Below are 17,630 nucleotides of genomic sequence, written 5' to 3' on the forward strand. Positions count from 1 at the left end.
CCTTCAGACGAGTGCTGAAGGCTTTCAGATTTCATCTCTTATCATTACCGGTGTATCAAAGAATACAATTATTTTACCATTCTCTTCAACCTCAGCCTTACATATTGCTGCATCAGAATGGGATACACATTATATACCATATTGCACACGACCAATATCACCCCCCGGTACCAGTATACACTCCACGCATGGCTAATGGGAATAATAAACGCCAGCAGCAAACCATAATGAAACCGTTCGAACTGATACGTCTCTTTTATCTTCCTGCGAATGGTCTCCCGGTCATAAACAATCCTGTAACCAGGGAACCTGCTTTTTATCCGCCGGTTGACGTACCGCCCGTGTTGTACAACACCTAACACCGCCTGCACGCCCATCCGTTCATAAAAATGCCGGGAAGTACTCACGGCATAACGATCCAGCCAGCTGGCCGGCAGGAAGTATGGAAAGAGCGCCGTTGGCACAATGACCCATAGCCAGTTGACAGGCATATACCGGTAAAAATAACCTGCAACAGGGCCCAGGCATACCAGGGTCCAGAGCAAACTTACCAACAGGTTGTATCGGGCGGCCAGCTGCCTGGCCTTTGTCAATGGTTCTCCCGCCATAATTGAATATAGTCATTAAAATCATGATCCGGAAGGTCCATGCATAGGATGGCATGGAAAAATGTTAATCCCCGGTTTGATCCATTATACTATAGAGACGACATATATCCATAAGTACATCTTAAGGTCGCTAAAAGGGCATTAAAAGGGCATCTGTATATCAAATCGATATTGAGGTGACCTATTGATGATCTTTTACTGAACATTTAATGTCGAATTAGTAGTATATTCAGGGTGTAGTTTTTATATTGATTGTATAACCTCAAAATTGTTTGTTTATGGCCCTTGTGAAAGATAACATGCTACTGCAGGTAATCCGTGGAACCATCGGAAAGCAGTTTACCATTTACGAAAGGAACGGTCAGATTATCATCGCCCAGAAACGCGGGCCATCGAAGCATAAGCCTACTCCCAGGCAATTGGAGGCCCGGTACAAGATGAAGGTGGCCGCCGCTTATGCCAAGGTGATTTTGGAAGATCCTGAACTCGTGGCCTACTATAAGTCCCAGGCCGGTCCGGGGCAGAATGCCTATAATATGGCCGTAAAAGACGCTTATAACTCCCCTGAGGTGCAGCAAATCCGTTTTGAGGATACGAGTGTGGTAGTGACCGCAAAAGATGAATTTAGGGTAGCAGAAGTCGAAATACGGGTATTCGACGCGGCAGGTCAGTTACAGGAACGAGGGAAGGCTGTTTTAGGGCGGAACGGGGTAGACTGGTATTATAAGACGGCAGGGTTACCACCCGGCGGCATTGTAAAAGTGTTAGTAGTGGATTTGCCCGGAAATGGCACCCTGCGGGAAGTGAAACTGGAATAAATGTTAGTTGAACGACGCCCTGAATTCCAGCGGCGATTGGTTTGTTTTTGTCTTAAATAACTTACTGAATGACTGGAGGTGCTCAAATCCCAGTTCATAAGCGATCTCGCTGACTGACAGGTTGGTGGTCGACAGCTTTTCCTTTGCCTTTTCGATGAGCTTTTCGTGGATGTGCTGCTGGGTATTTTGTCCGGTGAGTATCCTGAGCAGACTGCTTAGGTACTTGGGAGACAGGTGTAAAGTTTGCGCAACATAGGCGACACTGGGGAGTCCTTTGGAAATGAGATCACCATCGTTGAAGTAATCGTCTAAGACTGTTTCCAGTCGCGCCAGCAACTGGTGGTTTGCTTTTTCCCGGGTGATGAACTGCCGGTGATAAAAGCGGTCGGCATAACTCAGCAGGGTCTCCAGGTGCGCGATGATAATACTTTTACTGAACTGGTCAATGTTGGATTTACACTCTTGTTGTATATGCTTCATGATCCCAACGAGGGTATCTTCTTCTTTTTCAGAAAGGAAGAGGGCTTCATGCACAGAATAGTCCCAGAAGTCATATTGTTTAATGCTGCTGGCCAAAGAGGTATTCCATAAGAAATCGGGATGGAGTACTAATAGCCATCCCGACTGCTGAATACCTTTACTGTTGTCTTCAGCGGTGAAACTCAATACCTGGTTGGGTGCGATAAAAGACATGATGCCATCGTCAAAGTCGTATTCCTGCTGACCGTATTTCAGCTTCCGGCTTTGTGCTGTCACCACTTTTTTCAGGCCAATACAATAGAACTCATACAGCCAGCTTATATTCTCAAGGAGGTCAATATGCTTCGCAGTTGTCACCTCGAACACACTGATCAGTGGGTGATCGGGTTTGGGTAGCTGCCTGAACTGCTGAAATTCACTGATTGTTCTGAAACGTTTTACCTGCATTAGATTTCTTTTCTGATTTCAATGACTAATTTTCCACGTACATGTTTGGTTTCACATTCCCTGTGAGCATCGGCAACGTCGGTCAAAGGATAGACTTTGCTGATGATTGCTTTTACTTTGCCTGCTTCTACAAGTGCTGTCGTTCCGTTTAGTGAGGATGTATAACTGATGCTGCCACCACCTACCAGGGTACCGGTGGCGTGCCTGGCTTTAAAAGCGTTTAACAAGGCTTCACTCAATGGAACATCTAATTGAGAACAAACAAAGATACCACCTTCTTTGATGATCTCCGCAGACCTGAACCGAACGCTTTCATCACGTACCGGGGAGGCATTGAATATAAGGTCGATGTCTTTTAGTATTTGTGCAAAGTCCTGTGTATTGTAGTCGATCACTTCATCTGCGCCCAGTGTTTTCAGGAAACTGATATTGTGAGCAGAGGCAGTACCGATCACATACGCACCTTTAGCCCTGGCAAACTGAACTGCGAGGCTACCCACGCCACCGGCAGCACCATGTATAAGTACCCGCTGTCCGGGCTGCACGTTACCCAGATCAACGATCCCGTTCCAGGCGATGAGCGCACAGGAGGCAATAGCAGCGGCTTCGTTGAACGTCATGTTTGCTGGCATGGGGGCAAACTGGGTGGCTTTGGCGGCGAGGTATTCACCATAGGCACCGTCGCCGGGAAAGTTCGGCACACCATATACTTTATCCCCTTTTTTCAGGTGAGTGACGTCACTACCGGTCGCTTCAACAATGCCGGCTGCATCCAGGCCCAGGCCCATGGGGAGTTTTAAAAGCGGTCTTAATAGTTCATTTCCGCCCTGACGGATGATGTAATCAGCAGGGTTAACGCTGCTGGCATAGACTTTTAAAAGGATTTCGTCTGCAGCAGGAATAGGAGTAGGTACTTCTTCCAGTTGCATTACTTCCGGCCCGCCGAACTTGTGAATTCTGATAGCTTTCATGTTTTTTTTTACAAAAGTGCCTGAAATCAGTCAGCGTGGTTTAGCTGAAATACGCTTTGATTTAGCCGAAAGGCATAAAGTGGTGATAACGTTAGGACAATTTAAACCGCCGTCTTCATACGGTGAGAAAATTACTGCCTGTATCATATGTATAGCCTGATATTGATTCAGCGATTATCAGCAAGCCGGCCTGTATGCGGAGCCATATGCATGAAGAGGCATTCTCATGCAATGGGGTTTACCCGTTTAATACGACAATACTCAGTAATGTGCCCCAACTACTCAATAAATGGTACTCATTATTTCTGCCCGGTGATACTCTTTTACTTGTAACCTGCTTACTCATTCTTATTAATAGCCTATGTCAATTTTTTAAGTGTCAGCTTCACTTTTATTAGTATAAATAGTTAGGATATTCTATAATATTACATATTGTCATTATAGATATTGTGGCCATCGAAGTATAATTCCTATTTATCCCTTAAAAATCGACACCTTGAAATTCCAACACGTTCTAATGCAAAAGCATTTCATGCTTTTCTTTGCAGTCATTTTTTTATGTGTACGAACATCTGTATTTGCAACACCTGAATGTCCGATCATCTCCGGGACTTTTTCTGGTGCCAATGGTACTACGGTAGACAATTCGTCTACGGGTTGGTACCTGGATGCTTCAAAAGTATTAAGTACTGGTTATTTTGCTGTGAAATCGAATCGCCTACATGCCCAGGAGCTGGGCGGGGAAGGCGTATGGTATTCGCAGGTTTTTTCTACTGCCGGGTATACAGACTGGCAGGTAGCTGTGAAAGTGACTTCGGAGGGGGATATGAATAGTTCTGAATATGTGAAGGTGTATTATAAGATCAATGGTGGTAGTGAAATACTGTTAGATTCCAGAACAGGGAATTTCGGTACGCTGGATTTTACGTCCGGGTTGCTGAATGGAAATAATGTGCAGTTGGTTGTACGGATCTATAATTACAACAATGGAGGTACCCAGACCTCGAAATATTATATAGAACAATACAGGGTGTTTAAAGAGAAAGGCCCCTGTGCGGGCAGTGGTGTGAAGGTGACGGCAACAGCTGCGAATGGTGGTGTGCTGACGTGCACGTCGCCATCATTGACACTATCAGCCACATCATCTGCCAGTGGAACGACGTATAGCTGGACAGGCCCCAATAGTTTTACATCAACCGCTCAGAATCCTACTGTAAGTACAGCGGGCACTTATACGGTAACAGGTACAAGTAGTGCAGGTACAGGAACGGCGAGTGTCACGGTGACGGAAAATAAAGCAGCACCTGATCTGGCTGCAACGGGTGGGTCGCTGGCGTGTGCAACGAGTGTAACGCTGTCCGCAACATCTGCTGTATCAAATGCCACCTATAGCTGGACCGGGCCGAATGGATTTACGGCTACAACGCAGAATCCTACGGTGAGTGTAGCGGGCAGTTATACAGTAACGGTAACAAATCCAGCCAATGGATGTAAGACATCGCAAACGGTGACAGTAACGGCAGGAAGTGTGGCGACGACCTGGGAAGAGAACTTTACATTATCGAATGGAACGACGTCAGATAATGGAACAACGGCATGGAGTGTCGCTGCTCCTTCGGGGAGTATGTTCTCAGTGAATAATAATGAGTTTAGAATAAGTGGAATAGGAACGACGGGAGAAGGGGTGTGGACTTCGGGGAGCATGACGATGACCGGGAAAACGGGTGTGACCATTTCAGGCGCCGTCAGGAGCGCTGTAACGGGAGGGGCAGTCATGAATGACACGGGAACTTATGCAGATTATCTTCGGTTCTATTATAAAATAAACGGTGGGACGGAAGTATTGTTTTATGAGAAGACGTCGACCATTAATAACCACAGTACGACAAATACGACTTTTTCAGTGTCTGTACCCACCGGGAATACATTGCAAATTGTTGTGCGGGCAAGGGCGACGGGAACCGATGAGTTCTACTACTTTGATAACATAAAAGTGGCGGCGGTAGATCCTGCCGTTACTTTGGCAACCGCAGTCAGTGGGCCGGTGACTTGTGTGAGCAATGCACAGATTACAGTCACACCCACCGGAACGGTTTCTTCCTATGCCTGGACGGGGCCGAACGGGTTTACGTCTACAACCCAGAATCCTACTGTTACAGCGGGAGGGGTATATACAGTAACGGCTACATTGCCCGCCGGTTGTACCGTGTCAGCAACAGCGACGGTGACGGAAAATAAAGTGGTGCCGGATCTGGATGCGAGTGGTGCAGTATTGGGTTGTTTGACCAGTGTGGGAATCAGTGCGAATTCATCTGTCGCAAATGCGGTGTACAGCTGGACCGGGCCAGGAGGATTTACCAGTACATTGAAAAGTCCGACGGTGAGTGTGGCGGGTACATATACTGTGACGGTGAAGAATCCGGCGAATGGTTGTACGGCGTCGAAGTCGGTAGTGGTGGAGTCTGCATCAGCCACGCCGGCGAATTTCTGGTTGGAAGATTTCACATTTGCGGATGGAACAACGTCTGATAACGGATCTACGCCATGGACGATCGTGAGTACCGGAACGGGAACGGCATCTGTGCAGGCGAATGAGTTCAAGGTGTCTTATACGGGTGCAGGGGAGACAACGTGGTCTTCTGGTGTGGTGGATATTTCCGGGAAAAGTAATGTCGTGATATCAGCAGATTTGAGAAGCGAGACAGCGAGTACAAATGATGCGTTTGAGAATGACGACTACATGAAGGTATATTATAAATTGAATAATGGGGCTGAGGTATTGGTGTATGAAGATTATTCAGGGATAGGGAATACGACGACAGGAACTGCGAGGGTGACGGTTAGCTCTGCGGCGTTGAATGGGAGTACTTTGCAGGTGATCATAAGAGCGAGGAATTCAGATCCTACGGAGCGGTATTTCTTTGATAATGTAGGTCTGACGGGGGCGAACTTAGTGAGTTATCCCAATGCGGTGGCATCGGTGAAAGATTCGTTAACATGTACGGTAACAGCAGTTACGTTATCGGGATCATCTTCCGTGTCAGGGGTGACTTATAAATGGAGTGGTCCTGGTGGGTTTACATCGACGGCGCAGAATCCTACGGTATCAGTGCCGGGAGATTATATCCTGACGGTAACGAATCCGGCGACGGGGTGTATGGGAATGGATACAGTTACGGTGAGGCAAGGTTCGAATCAACTAGCGGTAACGGCGGCGGTGAGCGGGGTGCTTTCCTGTGCTACTTCTACAGTAACGTTGTCTGGAACTGCTACGGCAACGGGCGTTACATATAGCTGGGCGGGGCCTGGCGGGTTTACGTCAGCGGTGCAGAATCCGGTGGTGAGTGTAGCGGGAAGGTACACTTTAACGGTGACGCACCCGGTTACCGGGTGTACGGGGAGTGCGCAGGTGGACGTGATGCAGGATGTTAGTAAGCCGACGTTGTCAGTAGGAGTACCGGGTGTATTGTCTTGTTTAAATACTTCGGTAGTTCTTAGTGCTACATCTAATGGGACAGTGACATGGAGCGGGTATAGTGCTGGGGTGAATCAGGTAACGGTAACGGCCGCCGGGAAGTATTATGTAACTGCCCGTGGGGCTAATGGCTGTATAAGTACAGATAGTGTGACGGTGAGTCAGGATGTTAGTAAGCCGACGTTGTCAATTGCAACACCATCAGTTCTGACCTGTACCACTACATCTGTCAATCTGAATGCCACATCTAATGGTACAATTACATGGAGTGGGTATAATGCAGGCGTAAATCCGATTACAGTAACTGCTGCCGGTAAGTATTATGTAACAGCCTTGGGAGCGAATGGTTGTACAAGGACCGATAGTGTGACAGTGAGCCAGGATGTTAGTAAACCAACATTGACGTTGGCTGCACCGGGCACATTGACTTGTACTAACAATGCTGTTAATCTTAGTGCTACATCTAATGGGACAGTGACATGGAGCGGGTTTAATGCAGGTGTGAATCCAATTACGGTTAGTGCACCGGGTAAATATTATGTAACTGCTAAAGGTGGCAACGGTTGTACAAGGACAGATAGTGTGACAGTGAGCCAGGATGTTAGTAAGCCGACGTTGTCAATTGCAACCCCATCAGTTCTGACCTGTACCACTACTTCTGTTAATCTTAGTGCTACATCTAATGGTACAATTACATGGAGTGGGTATAATGCAGGCGTAAATCCGATTACAGTAACGGCTGCCGGTAAGTATTATGTAACAGCCCTGGGAGCGAATGGTTGTACAAGGACAGACAGTGTGACGGTGAGTCAGGATGTTAGTAAACCAACATTGACGTTAGCTGCACCGGGCACATTGACTTGTACTACCAATGCTGTTAATCTTAGTGCTACATCTAGTGGTACAATTACATGGACCGGGTTTAATGCAGGTGTGAATCCAATTACGGTTAGTGCACCGGGTAAATATTACGTGACTGTTAAAGGTGGCAACGGTTGTACGAGGACAGATAGTGTAACGGTGAGTCAGGATGTTAGTAAGCCGACGTTGACGTTGGCTGCACCGGGCACTTTGACTTGTACGACAAGTGCTGTTAATCTTACGGCTGTATCTAACGGTACAATTACATGGAGCGGGTTTAACGCAGGTGTGAATCCAATTACGGTCAGTGCACCGGATAAATATTATGTAACTGCCTTAGGGGCTAATGGTTGTACCAGGACAGACAGTGTAACAGTGACTCAGGATGTTAGTAAACCGACGTTGTCAATTGCAACACCATCAGTTCTGACATGTACCACTACTTCTGTTAATCTTAGTGCTACATCTAATGGTACAATTACATGGAGCGGGTATAATGCAGGTGTAAATCCGATTACAGTAACGGCTACCAGTAAGTATTATGTAACTGCCCTGGGAGCGAATGGTTGTACAAGGACAGATAGTGTGACAGTGAGTCAGGATGTTAGTAAACCGACGTTGTCAATTGCAACACCATCAGTTCTGACATGTACCACTACTTCTGTTAATCTTAGTGCTACATCTAATGGTACGATTACATGGAGCGGGTATAGTGCTGGGGTGAATCCAATTACGGTTAGTGCACCGGGTAAATATTATGTAACTGCTAAAGGTGGCAACGGTTGTACAAGGATAGACAGTGTAACAGTGAGTCAGGATGTTAGTAAACCGACGTTGTCAATTGCAACACCATCAGTTCTGACCTGTACCACTACTTCTGTTAATCTTAGTGCTACATCTAATGGTACGATTACATGGAGCGGGTATAATGCAGGCGTGAATCCGATTACAGTAACGGCTGCCGGTAAGTATTATGTAACAGCCCTGGGAACGAATGGTTGTACAAGGATAGACAGTGTAACAGTGAGTCAAGATGTTAGTAAACCGACGTTGTCACTTGCAATACCATCAGTTCTGACCTGTACCACTACTTCTGTTAATCTTAGTGCTACATCTAATGGTACGATTACATGGAGCGGGTATAGTGCTGGGGTGAATCCGATTACAGTAACTGCTGCCGGTAAGTATTATGTAACAGCCCTGGGAGCGAATGGTTGTACAAGGATAGACAGTGTAACAGTGAGTCAGGATGTTAGTAAACCGACGTTGTTAATTGCAACGCCATCAGTTCTGACCTGTACCACTACATCAGTCAATCTTAGTGCTACATCTAATGGTACGATTACATGGAGTGGGTATAATGCAGGCGTGAATCCGATTACAGTAACTGCCGCCGGTAAGTATTATGTAACAGCCCTGGGAGCGAATGGTTGTACAAGGACAGATAGTGTAACAGTGAGTCAGGATGTTAGTAAACCGACGTTGTCAATTGCAACACCATCAGTTCTGACCTGTACCACTACTTCTGTTAACCTTAGTGCTACATCTAATGGTACGATTACATGGAGTGGGTATAATGCAGGCGTGAATCCGATTACAGTAACTGCCGCTGGTAAGTACTACGTGACTGCCCGCGGTACGAATGGTTGCACAAGCACCGATAGTGTGATGGTTACGCAGGATGGCAGCAGACCAACTTTATCAGTAACGGTATTGGGAACTTTAACCTGTTCAACTACTTCCGTTAATCTAAGTGCGGCAAGCAACGGCACGATTACATGGAGCGGGTATAATGCAGGCGTGAATCCGATTGCAGTAACTGCTGCTGGTAAGTACTACGTGACTGCCCGCGGTACGAATGGTTGTACAAGTACAGATAGTGTGACAGTTACTCAGGATGTTAGTAAACCAACTTTGTCAGTAACTGTACCGGGAATTTTGACTTGTACTAACAATTCTGTTAATCTTAGTGCTACATCTAATGGTACAATTACATGGACAGGATATAACGCAGGTGTAAATCCGGTTTCAGTTACAACACCGGGTAAGTATTATATTACAGCGAAAGGTACCAATGGTTGTACAATTTCTGATAGTGTGATAGTAACCCAGGATGTAACGAAGCCAACATTATCCATTACAACACCATCAGTTCTTACCTGTGCTACTACATCTATCAATCTGAATGCTACATCTAATGGTACGATTACATGGAGCGGGTATAATGCAGGCGTAAATCCGATTACAGTAACTGCTGCCGGTAAGTACTATGTAACTGCCTTAGCAGCGAATGGTTGTACGAGGACGGATAGTGTAACCGTGAGTCAGGATGTTAGTAAGCCGACATTGTCAGTAACCGCACCAGGCACTTTGACTTGTACGACAAGTGCTGTTAATCTTACGGCTGTATCTAACGGTACAATTACATGGACCGGGTTTAATGCAGGTGTGAATCCAATTACGGTTAGTGCACCGGGTAAATATTATGTGACTGCCTTAGGAGCGAATGGTTGTACGAGGATAGATAGCGTGACGGTAAGTCAGGATGTTAGTAAGCCGACGTTGTCAGTAACCGCACCGGGAATTTTGACTTGTACTACCAACTCTGTTAATCTTATTGCTACATCTAATGGTTCGATTACATGGACCGGTTATAATGCAGGTGTGAATCCGATTACGGTAACTGCACCGGGTAAATATTATGTGACTGCCTTAGGAGCGAATGGTTGTACAAGGACAGACAGCGTGACGGTAAGTCAGGATGTTAGTAAGCCGACGTTGTCAGCAACCGCACCCGGTACTTTGACTTGTACTACCAATTCTGTTAATCTTATTGCTACATCTAATGGTTCGATTACATGGACAGGGTTTAATGCAGGTGTGAATCCGATCTCTGTAACCACACCGGGTAAATACTATGTTACAGCGAAAGGCGCTAATGGTTGTACTATTAATGATAGTGTGACGGTCAATCAGGATATCACCAAGCCGACGTTATCAATTACAACGCCATCAGTTCTGACCTGCACGACTACCTCCATCAATCTGAACGCTACCTCCAATGGTACGATTACATGGAGTGGTAATAACGCAGGTGTGAATCCGATCTCTGTAACCACACCGGGTAAATATTATGTGACATCGAGAAGTGCTAATGGTTGTACTATTAATGATAGCGTAACAGTCACACAGGATATCACCAAGCCTACATTGTCAATTGCAACGCCGTCAGTTCTGACCTGTAATACTACCTCTATTAATCTGAATGCTACTTCAAAAGGTACAATTACATGGACTGGTTATAATGCAGGCGTGAATCCGATCTCTGTGACCACACCGGGTAAATATTATGTTACAGCGAAAGGCGCTAATGGCTGTACTATTAATGACAGTGTAACAGTGAGTCAGGATGTTAGTAAACCGACGTTGTCAATTGCAACGCCATCAGTTCTGACCTGTACGACTACGTCCGTCAATCTAAGTGCTACCTCCAATGGTACAATTACATGGACAGGTAATAATGCAGGTGTGAACCCGATCTCTGTAACCACACCGGGTAAATATTATGTGACATCGAAAGGTGCTAATGGTTGTACTATTAATGATAGTGTGACAGTTACGCAGGATATCACCAAGCCGACGTTGTCAGTAACCGCACCGGGAATTTTGACCTGTACGACTACCTCCATCAATCTGAACGCTACCTCCAATGGTACGATTACATGGAGTGGTAATAACGCAGGTGTTAATCCGATCTCTGTAACCACACCGGGTAAATACTATGTTACAGCGAAAGGCGCTAATGGTTGTACTATTAATGATAGTGTGACGGTCAATCAGGATATCACCAAGCCGACGTTATCAATTGCAACACCATCAGTTCTGACCTGTACGACTACCTCCATCAATCTGAATGCTACCTCCAATGGTACTATTACATGGACTGGTTATAATGCAGGTGTGAATCCGATCTCTGTAACCACACCGGGTAAGTATTATGTTACAGCGAAAGCTGCTAATGGTTGTACTATTAATGATAGTGTAACAGTCACGCAGGATATCACCAAGCCTACATTGTCAATTGCAACGCCATCAGTTCTGACCTGTACGACTACATCCGTTAATCTGAATGCTACTTCAAACGGTACAATTACATGGAGTGGTAATAACGCAGGTGTGAACCCGATCTCTGTAACCACACCGGGTAAATATTATGTGACATCGAAAGGTGCTAATGGTTGTACTATTAATGATAGTGTGACAGTCACGCAGGATATCACCAAGCCTACATTGTCAATTGCAACGCCATCAGTTCTGACCTGTACGACTACCTCCATCAATCTGAATGCTACCTCCAATGGTACGATTACATGGAGTGGCAATAATGCAGGTGTGAATCCTATTTCTGTAACCACACTGGGTAAATATTATGTTACAGCGAAAGGTGCTAATGGTTGTACTATTAATGATAGTGTGACGGTGAGTCAGGATGTTAGTAAGCCTACATTGTCAATTGCAACGCCATCAGTTCTGACCTGTACGACTACCTCCATTAATCTGAATGCTACTTCAAACGGTACTATTACATGGAGTGGTAATAATGCAGGTGTGAATCCTATTTCTGTAACCACACCGGGTAAATATTATGTTACAGCGAAAGGCGCTAATGGTTGTACTATTAATGATAGTGCGACAGTTACGCAGGATATCACCAAGCCTACATTGTCAATTGCAACGCCGTCAGTTCTGACCTGTACGACTACCTCCATCAATCTGAATGCTACCTCCAATGGCACGATTACATGGAGTGGTAATAATGCAGGTGTGAACCCAATCTCTATAACCACACCGGGTAAGTATTACGTTACAGCGAAAGGTGCTAATGGTTGTACTATTAATGATAGCGTGACAGTGACGCAGGATATCACCAAGCCTACATTATCAATTTCAACGCCATCAGTTCTGACCTGTACGATTACGTCCATCAATCTAAGTGCTACCTCCAATGGTACTATTACATGGAGTGGTAATAACGCAGGTGTGAACCCGATCTCTGTAACCTCACCGGGTAAATATTATGTGACATCGAAAGGCGCTAATGGTTGTACAACTGCCGATAGTGTGACCGTAACTCAAAACATCATCCCGGCAGCCAATGTGCAGGCGACTAACAATGGCCCATTGACCTGTACAAAGACAACCGCTCAAATCACCGGCTCTTCTACATCAACCGGTGTAACCTACACATGGTCCGGTCCGTCCAATTTTACCGCTACTACAGCAGTGGCAAATGTAACTACTCCGGGTACCTATACCCTTGTCGTTACTAATACACAAAACGGATGTACCGCCACCACCAACACACCCGTAACTCAAAACATCACGCCGCCTGCAAATATCCAGGCATCCAATGATGGCCCGTTGACCTGCCTGAAGACGAATGTGATCATCAATGGTACATCCTCTACAAACGGTTCGACCTTCAAATGGACAGGGCCAAACAATTTCACCGCTGCCAACGCATCCGCGATTGTTACCGTACCAGGTACCTACACTTTGTCAGTTACCAATCCTAACAATGGTTGCGTTGCCACTACCAATACACCGGTTGTTCAAAACATCACACTGCCGACAGCCGTTATTCTGCCGCCGGCCAGTGCTCCTGATCCTTTATCTGTAGACCTGCTCAGTGCACAAAGTGTGACGAATGCCAACTATCAGTGGACCTTAACATCTACTGATAACAGCTGGGCCATCCTTGACGGTGCGCAAACAGCTACTGTGTTATATCAGTCAGGAAACAGCGGGATCAATGGTTTATTCACTTTGTTGGTAACTGATAAAACCAATGGTTGCCAGAACACCGCTACTTATATGTTAAATACCGCTTCGCTTGCATTGAAATCAGCATCGATGGAATTCAATGCCTATCCAAATCCGTTTACTGATCAGCTTTCCGTTACTTTCAAATCACCAGTCAACGGGAATGTCTCTGTAGAAATCTATAACAATCTGCTCGGTAACAGGGAAGGCACCCTTTTCAATGACAATGCAAAAGCCGGACAGACTTATAAAGTAGTATTCAGATCCGGACATCTGCCGACAGGGCTACACTATTGCGTCATCCGCGCTAATGGCAAAGTGTATACTAAGAAACTGATACTGGTTCGATAAAGTGAATAGTCAAAGGCTTGCAGTTGAAAAACGACATAACAGTAGTGACATGAAAGTACATGATTCAATCAAATCGAATAAACCAGTCAGGTAAACATCTCAAATAAGTACAGCAAGCCGGTGAAGTGAACAACACCCGGTACCCATAGACCAGCACCCTGCAGCAATGCAGGGTGCTTACATTCCACCTAAAACCCTATACGATGAAACGTACCATCCTACTCTTAATTTTCCTCTGCTTCTTCAGCGGCAAACCCGCCCAGCGAGCCGACACCCTCGTCATGGACGAACTGATCAGAGCCGAAGAAGGTGGTCCCAACGGCCTCATCTCCTTCCACCTCCTCAACGGCACCACCGCCCCCAGCGACATCACCATCACCTACTCTGTCAACGCCACCGTCACCGACCCGGCACAAAACGGCGTGGATTACTCCACCCTCTCCGGCACTATCACCCTAAAAGCCGGGGACTCCGAAGTCCAACTTCCCATCAACGTCATCGACGACCTCCTCATCGAAGGCGACGAAAGCATCGAAATCGGCCTCCTCACCGCCACCGATGCCGGCGGTACCAGTTACCTCGGCACCCAACGCACCCTCACTGCCAAACTGATCGACAACGACAACCGCCTTACAATCACCAAAACCTCTGATGGCAAGGAACTGGGCAATGGCAACGCCAGCCCCGGCCAATTCAGGATCAGCCTTCCCGGCACACTCACCTACAGCGAAGACATTCTTGTAAAATATACCGTTGATGGCGCCAGCTCCGCTACCGGCGGTGCAGGTACCACCTTCGACTACAACAACTCCAATATGACCGGAGAAATCATCCTGCCTGCAAATACCAATAGCGTTCTCCTGCCCGTAAACGTAAATGACGATCCCATTATCGAACCCACCGAAACCGTCCAGCTTACCCTACAATCCGTGAGCCTTTCCTCCTCCGGTACCATGAACTTTGCGCCCGACCCTTCCTACACCTCCGCTATTGTCAACATCGAAGACGATGACGTGAACATCCCCATCGGCATCCAATCTACTACCGACGGCAAAGAACCCGGTGGCACCGGAAACGACGGCAGCTTTACCATCGGCTGGCCCAACGGCACCTATGCTACCGGTTTTGTCCTGGTCAGATATACCATCACCGGTACCGCTACTAACGGCACCGACTATAACACCATCACCCTTACTAAAAATATTCCCGCCGGTACCAGCAACGTGCAAATCCCCGTTACCGTAAAAGACGATAACCTCATCGAAGGCACTGAAACTGTCATCCTTACCATCACGGGCTTCTCCGTAGCCACCGGCGTGCCCACCCTTACCACCGGTGCCAGCAGTGGCACTGTCAACATCCTTGACAACGATTTCCTGTCTTCCAAACAATGGAAGTCTGCCAGCTATACCGGCGCTAAAGTCACCGCCGGTCAAACCATCACCTATACCATTCACCTGCGTAATACAGGTAACGTCGTCATCAGCAATGCCAAGATCTCCGACTTCATTCCTGCAAATACCGTGTTCAGTAACGCCGATGAAAACATTACGCCCGATGCCACCAACAAACTTACCTGGACTATTCCAGGTATTGCTGCCGGTGCCACCATCACAAGAAATTTTGCTGTAACTGTAGCCAACGATCTCACCGGTGTCACTAACATTACTAACACCGGCAGCGTCAACAACGGCGATGGCACCGGTGATCATCCCACCACACCGCCTGATCCGAATAACCCCAACGAACCCCAAGCGAACCCTGATCCGAACGATCCATCTACCAATGTCCCCGTAGACGATGGAGGCAAACAATCTATCAGCTGGAAAAGCACTGAATTTGCCGATACCGCAAAACCGGGAGATGAGATCACCTACCAGATCCATGTGCGCAATACAGGACATGTGGCCCTCACCAACGTGATCGTTTCCGACCTGATCCCTGCATACACCACATTTGTCAATGCAGATGAAGGCATTACTCCTGTAGGCGGAAAATTGACATGGGCCATCGCCAGCATTCCCGTAGGCGCCCCCGATGTAACCAGGTCTTTTACCGTGAAAGTTGTCAGGGACCTTACCGGTGCCTCCAGCATTACCAATACAGCGGCTGTAGACAATGGCGATGGTACAGGAGATCATCCCACCATCCCACCTGATCCCAACGATCATCATCAACCAAACCCTCATCCCGATCCAAACGATCCATCTACCAATGTGCCGGTTGATAACTCTCCACGATCACTCAACTGGAAAAGTGCATCCTATACCGGCACTGGCACCGGTGGCATGGTGCGGACAGATGATGTAATCACCTACACTATTCATATCAGAAACACAGGAAACGTAGCATTGAGCCAGGTGATCATCACAGATACAATACCTGCCTATACTGTTTTTGAAAGTGCAGATGAAAGTATCACCCCTGTAAACGGAAAATTGACCTGGACAATCGGCAATATCCCTGTAGGAGCTCCGGACATGACCCGCAGCTTTAAAGTAAAAGTAGCCAGGGACCTCACCCATGCAGGTTTTATTACCAACACCGGTTACGTAGACAACGGTGATGGTACCGGGAATCATCCCACTACTCCGCCTGATCCGGATAATCCCAACGAACCACTTACCAACCCCAATCCCAATGATCCATCTACACAGGTACCCGTAGATAATGGTAAGCGTGCTGCCATCTGGAAAAGTGCGGCGTATACTCCTACCGGCCCCAATGGCGGTGTCACTACAGGAGACGAAATCACCTACACCATTCATATCCGTAACACCGGCAGCATTCAACTGACTGACGTAAAGATCACCGATACCATCCCTGCTTACACTGACTTCATCAGCGCAGATGAAAATATCACTCCCAATAATGATCAACTCAACTGGAATATTCCTGCTATAGCTGTAGGTGCCCCCGATGTGATCCGCTCCTTTAAAGTAAAAGTCACCACAGACCTTACCGGCGCTACCTTCATCACCAACACTGCAGGCGTGGATAATGGCAATGGAAAAGGGAATCAACCCACCACCGCCTCCGATCCTGGCAACCCGGATAATCCTGCTCCCAATCCTCCTCCAGGCCCTGCCACTAATATATCGGTAGATCAACTTGTAAACTGGGTTACCTGGAAAGTAGCCACCACTGCCAGTAAGAACGACAAAGTAAAACCGGGGGAGGAGCTGACCTACCAGATCTTCATCCGCAACACCGGCAATGCTGCGGCAGAGAATATCACTATCACTGATCCCGTACCACAATACACCACATTTGTACTTGCCGGCAACAATGGTAACTATAATGAAGGCAACGGAAGCGTGACCTGGCATATTGATAAAATTCCTGTAGGCAGCACTGCAGACGTGTCTATGATCGTAAAGACCATCGATAACCTGGACAGCATCCCTGTCATCACGAATACAGCTACCGTTACCGATGGTACCCACACAAAACCTACTGCCGGCTGCGACCCGGCTGTTGCAGGTTGTAGTGGTGACCCCGGTACGGTCACAGCCACTACCCCTGGTAAATCATCACTTGTATTTGCCAATGCTATGAGTCCAAACGGGGATGGCAAGAACGATTACTTCGTTATCAAAGGTTTGGAAAAATATCCTCCTGCTACGTTGTCTGTCTTCAATCGCTGGGGCGATATGGTCTTCCGGTCAAAAGCTTATCACAATGAATGGAACGGCGCCGGGCTGAGTGAGGGCGTCTATTACTATAAACTGGAGGTGGACGAAGGAGACGGAATAAAACAATATACAGGATGGGTCATTTTAAAAATCAACTGATC

At 46.9% G+C, this 17,630-nt stretch carries 6 protein-coding genes; 3 read left to right on the plus strand and 3 right to left on the minus strand.

Going from position 1 to position 17,630, the window contains the following annotated elements; genetic code table 11:
- Positions 1-68 precede the first annotated feature (68 nt).
- Positions 69-608 carry a hypothetical protein gene (locus ABDW33_RS25250; RefSeq protein ID WP_343692882.1) on the minus strand — a complete coding sequence of 180 codons (540 nt, stop codon included), beginning with the start codon at positions 606-608 and terminating at the stop codon, positions 69-71.
- A 278-nt stretch (positions 609-886) separates the two neighbouring features.
- Between ABDW33_RS25250 and ABDW33_RS25255 the strand changes: the two genes are divergently transcribed.
- On the plus strand, positions 887-1,426 hold the full coding sequence (locus ABDW33_RS25255) for a hypothetical protein (RefSeq protein WP_343692883.1): 540 nt from the start codon (positions 887-889) through the stop codon (positions 1,424-1,426).
- Positions 1,427-1,429: 3 nt separating this feature from the next.
- On the opposite strand, the gene ABDW33_RS25260 is transcribed toward ABDW33_RS25255, so the two are convergent.
- The gene (locus tag ABDW33_RS25260; protein WP_343692884.1) at positions 1,430-2,353 is read right to left on the minus strand and encodes a helix-turn-helix transcriptional regulator; all 924 of its coding nucleotides are present in this window, start codon (positions 2,351-2,353) and stop codon (positions 1,430-1,432) included.
- The gene (locus ABDW33_RS25265) at positions 2,353-3,324 is read right to left on the minus strand and encodes an NADP-dependent oxidoreductase (protein WP_343692885.1); all 972 of its coding nucleotides are present in this window, start codon (positions 3,322-3,324) and stop codon (positions 2,353-2,355) included. Before ABDW33_RS25265 ends, ABDW33_RS25260 begins: the two co-directional genes overlap by 1 nt.
- 517 nt (positions 3,325-3,841) lie before the next feature.
- On the opposite strand from ABDW33_RS25265, the gene ABDW33_RS25270 reads away from it, so the two are divergent.
- Complete coding sequence (locus ABDW33_RS25270; RefSeq protein WP_343692886.1) at positions 3,842-13,834, plus strand: T9SS type A sorting domain-containing protein; 9,993 nt, start codon at positions 3,842-3,844, stop codon at positions 13,832-13,834.
- A 203-nt stretch (positions 13,835-14,037) separates the two neighbouring features.
- The gene (locus ABDW33_RS25275; RefSeq protein ID WP_343692887.1) at positions 14,038-17,628 is read left to right on the plus strand and encodes a gliding motility-associated C-terminal domain-containing protein; all 3,591 of its coding nucleotides are present in this window, start codon (positions 14,038-14,040) and stop codon (positions 17,626-17,628) included.
- Positions 17,629-17,630: the final 2 nt, after the last annotated feature.

This window comes from Chitinophaga sp., assembly GCF_039596155.1.
Taxonomy (GTDB): Bacteria; Bacteroidota; Bacteroidia; order Chitinophagales; family Chitinophagaceae; genus Chitinophaga.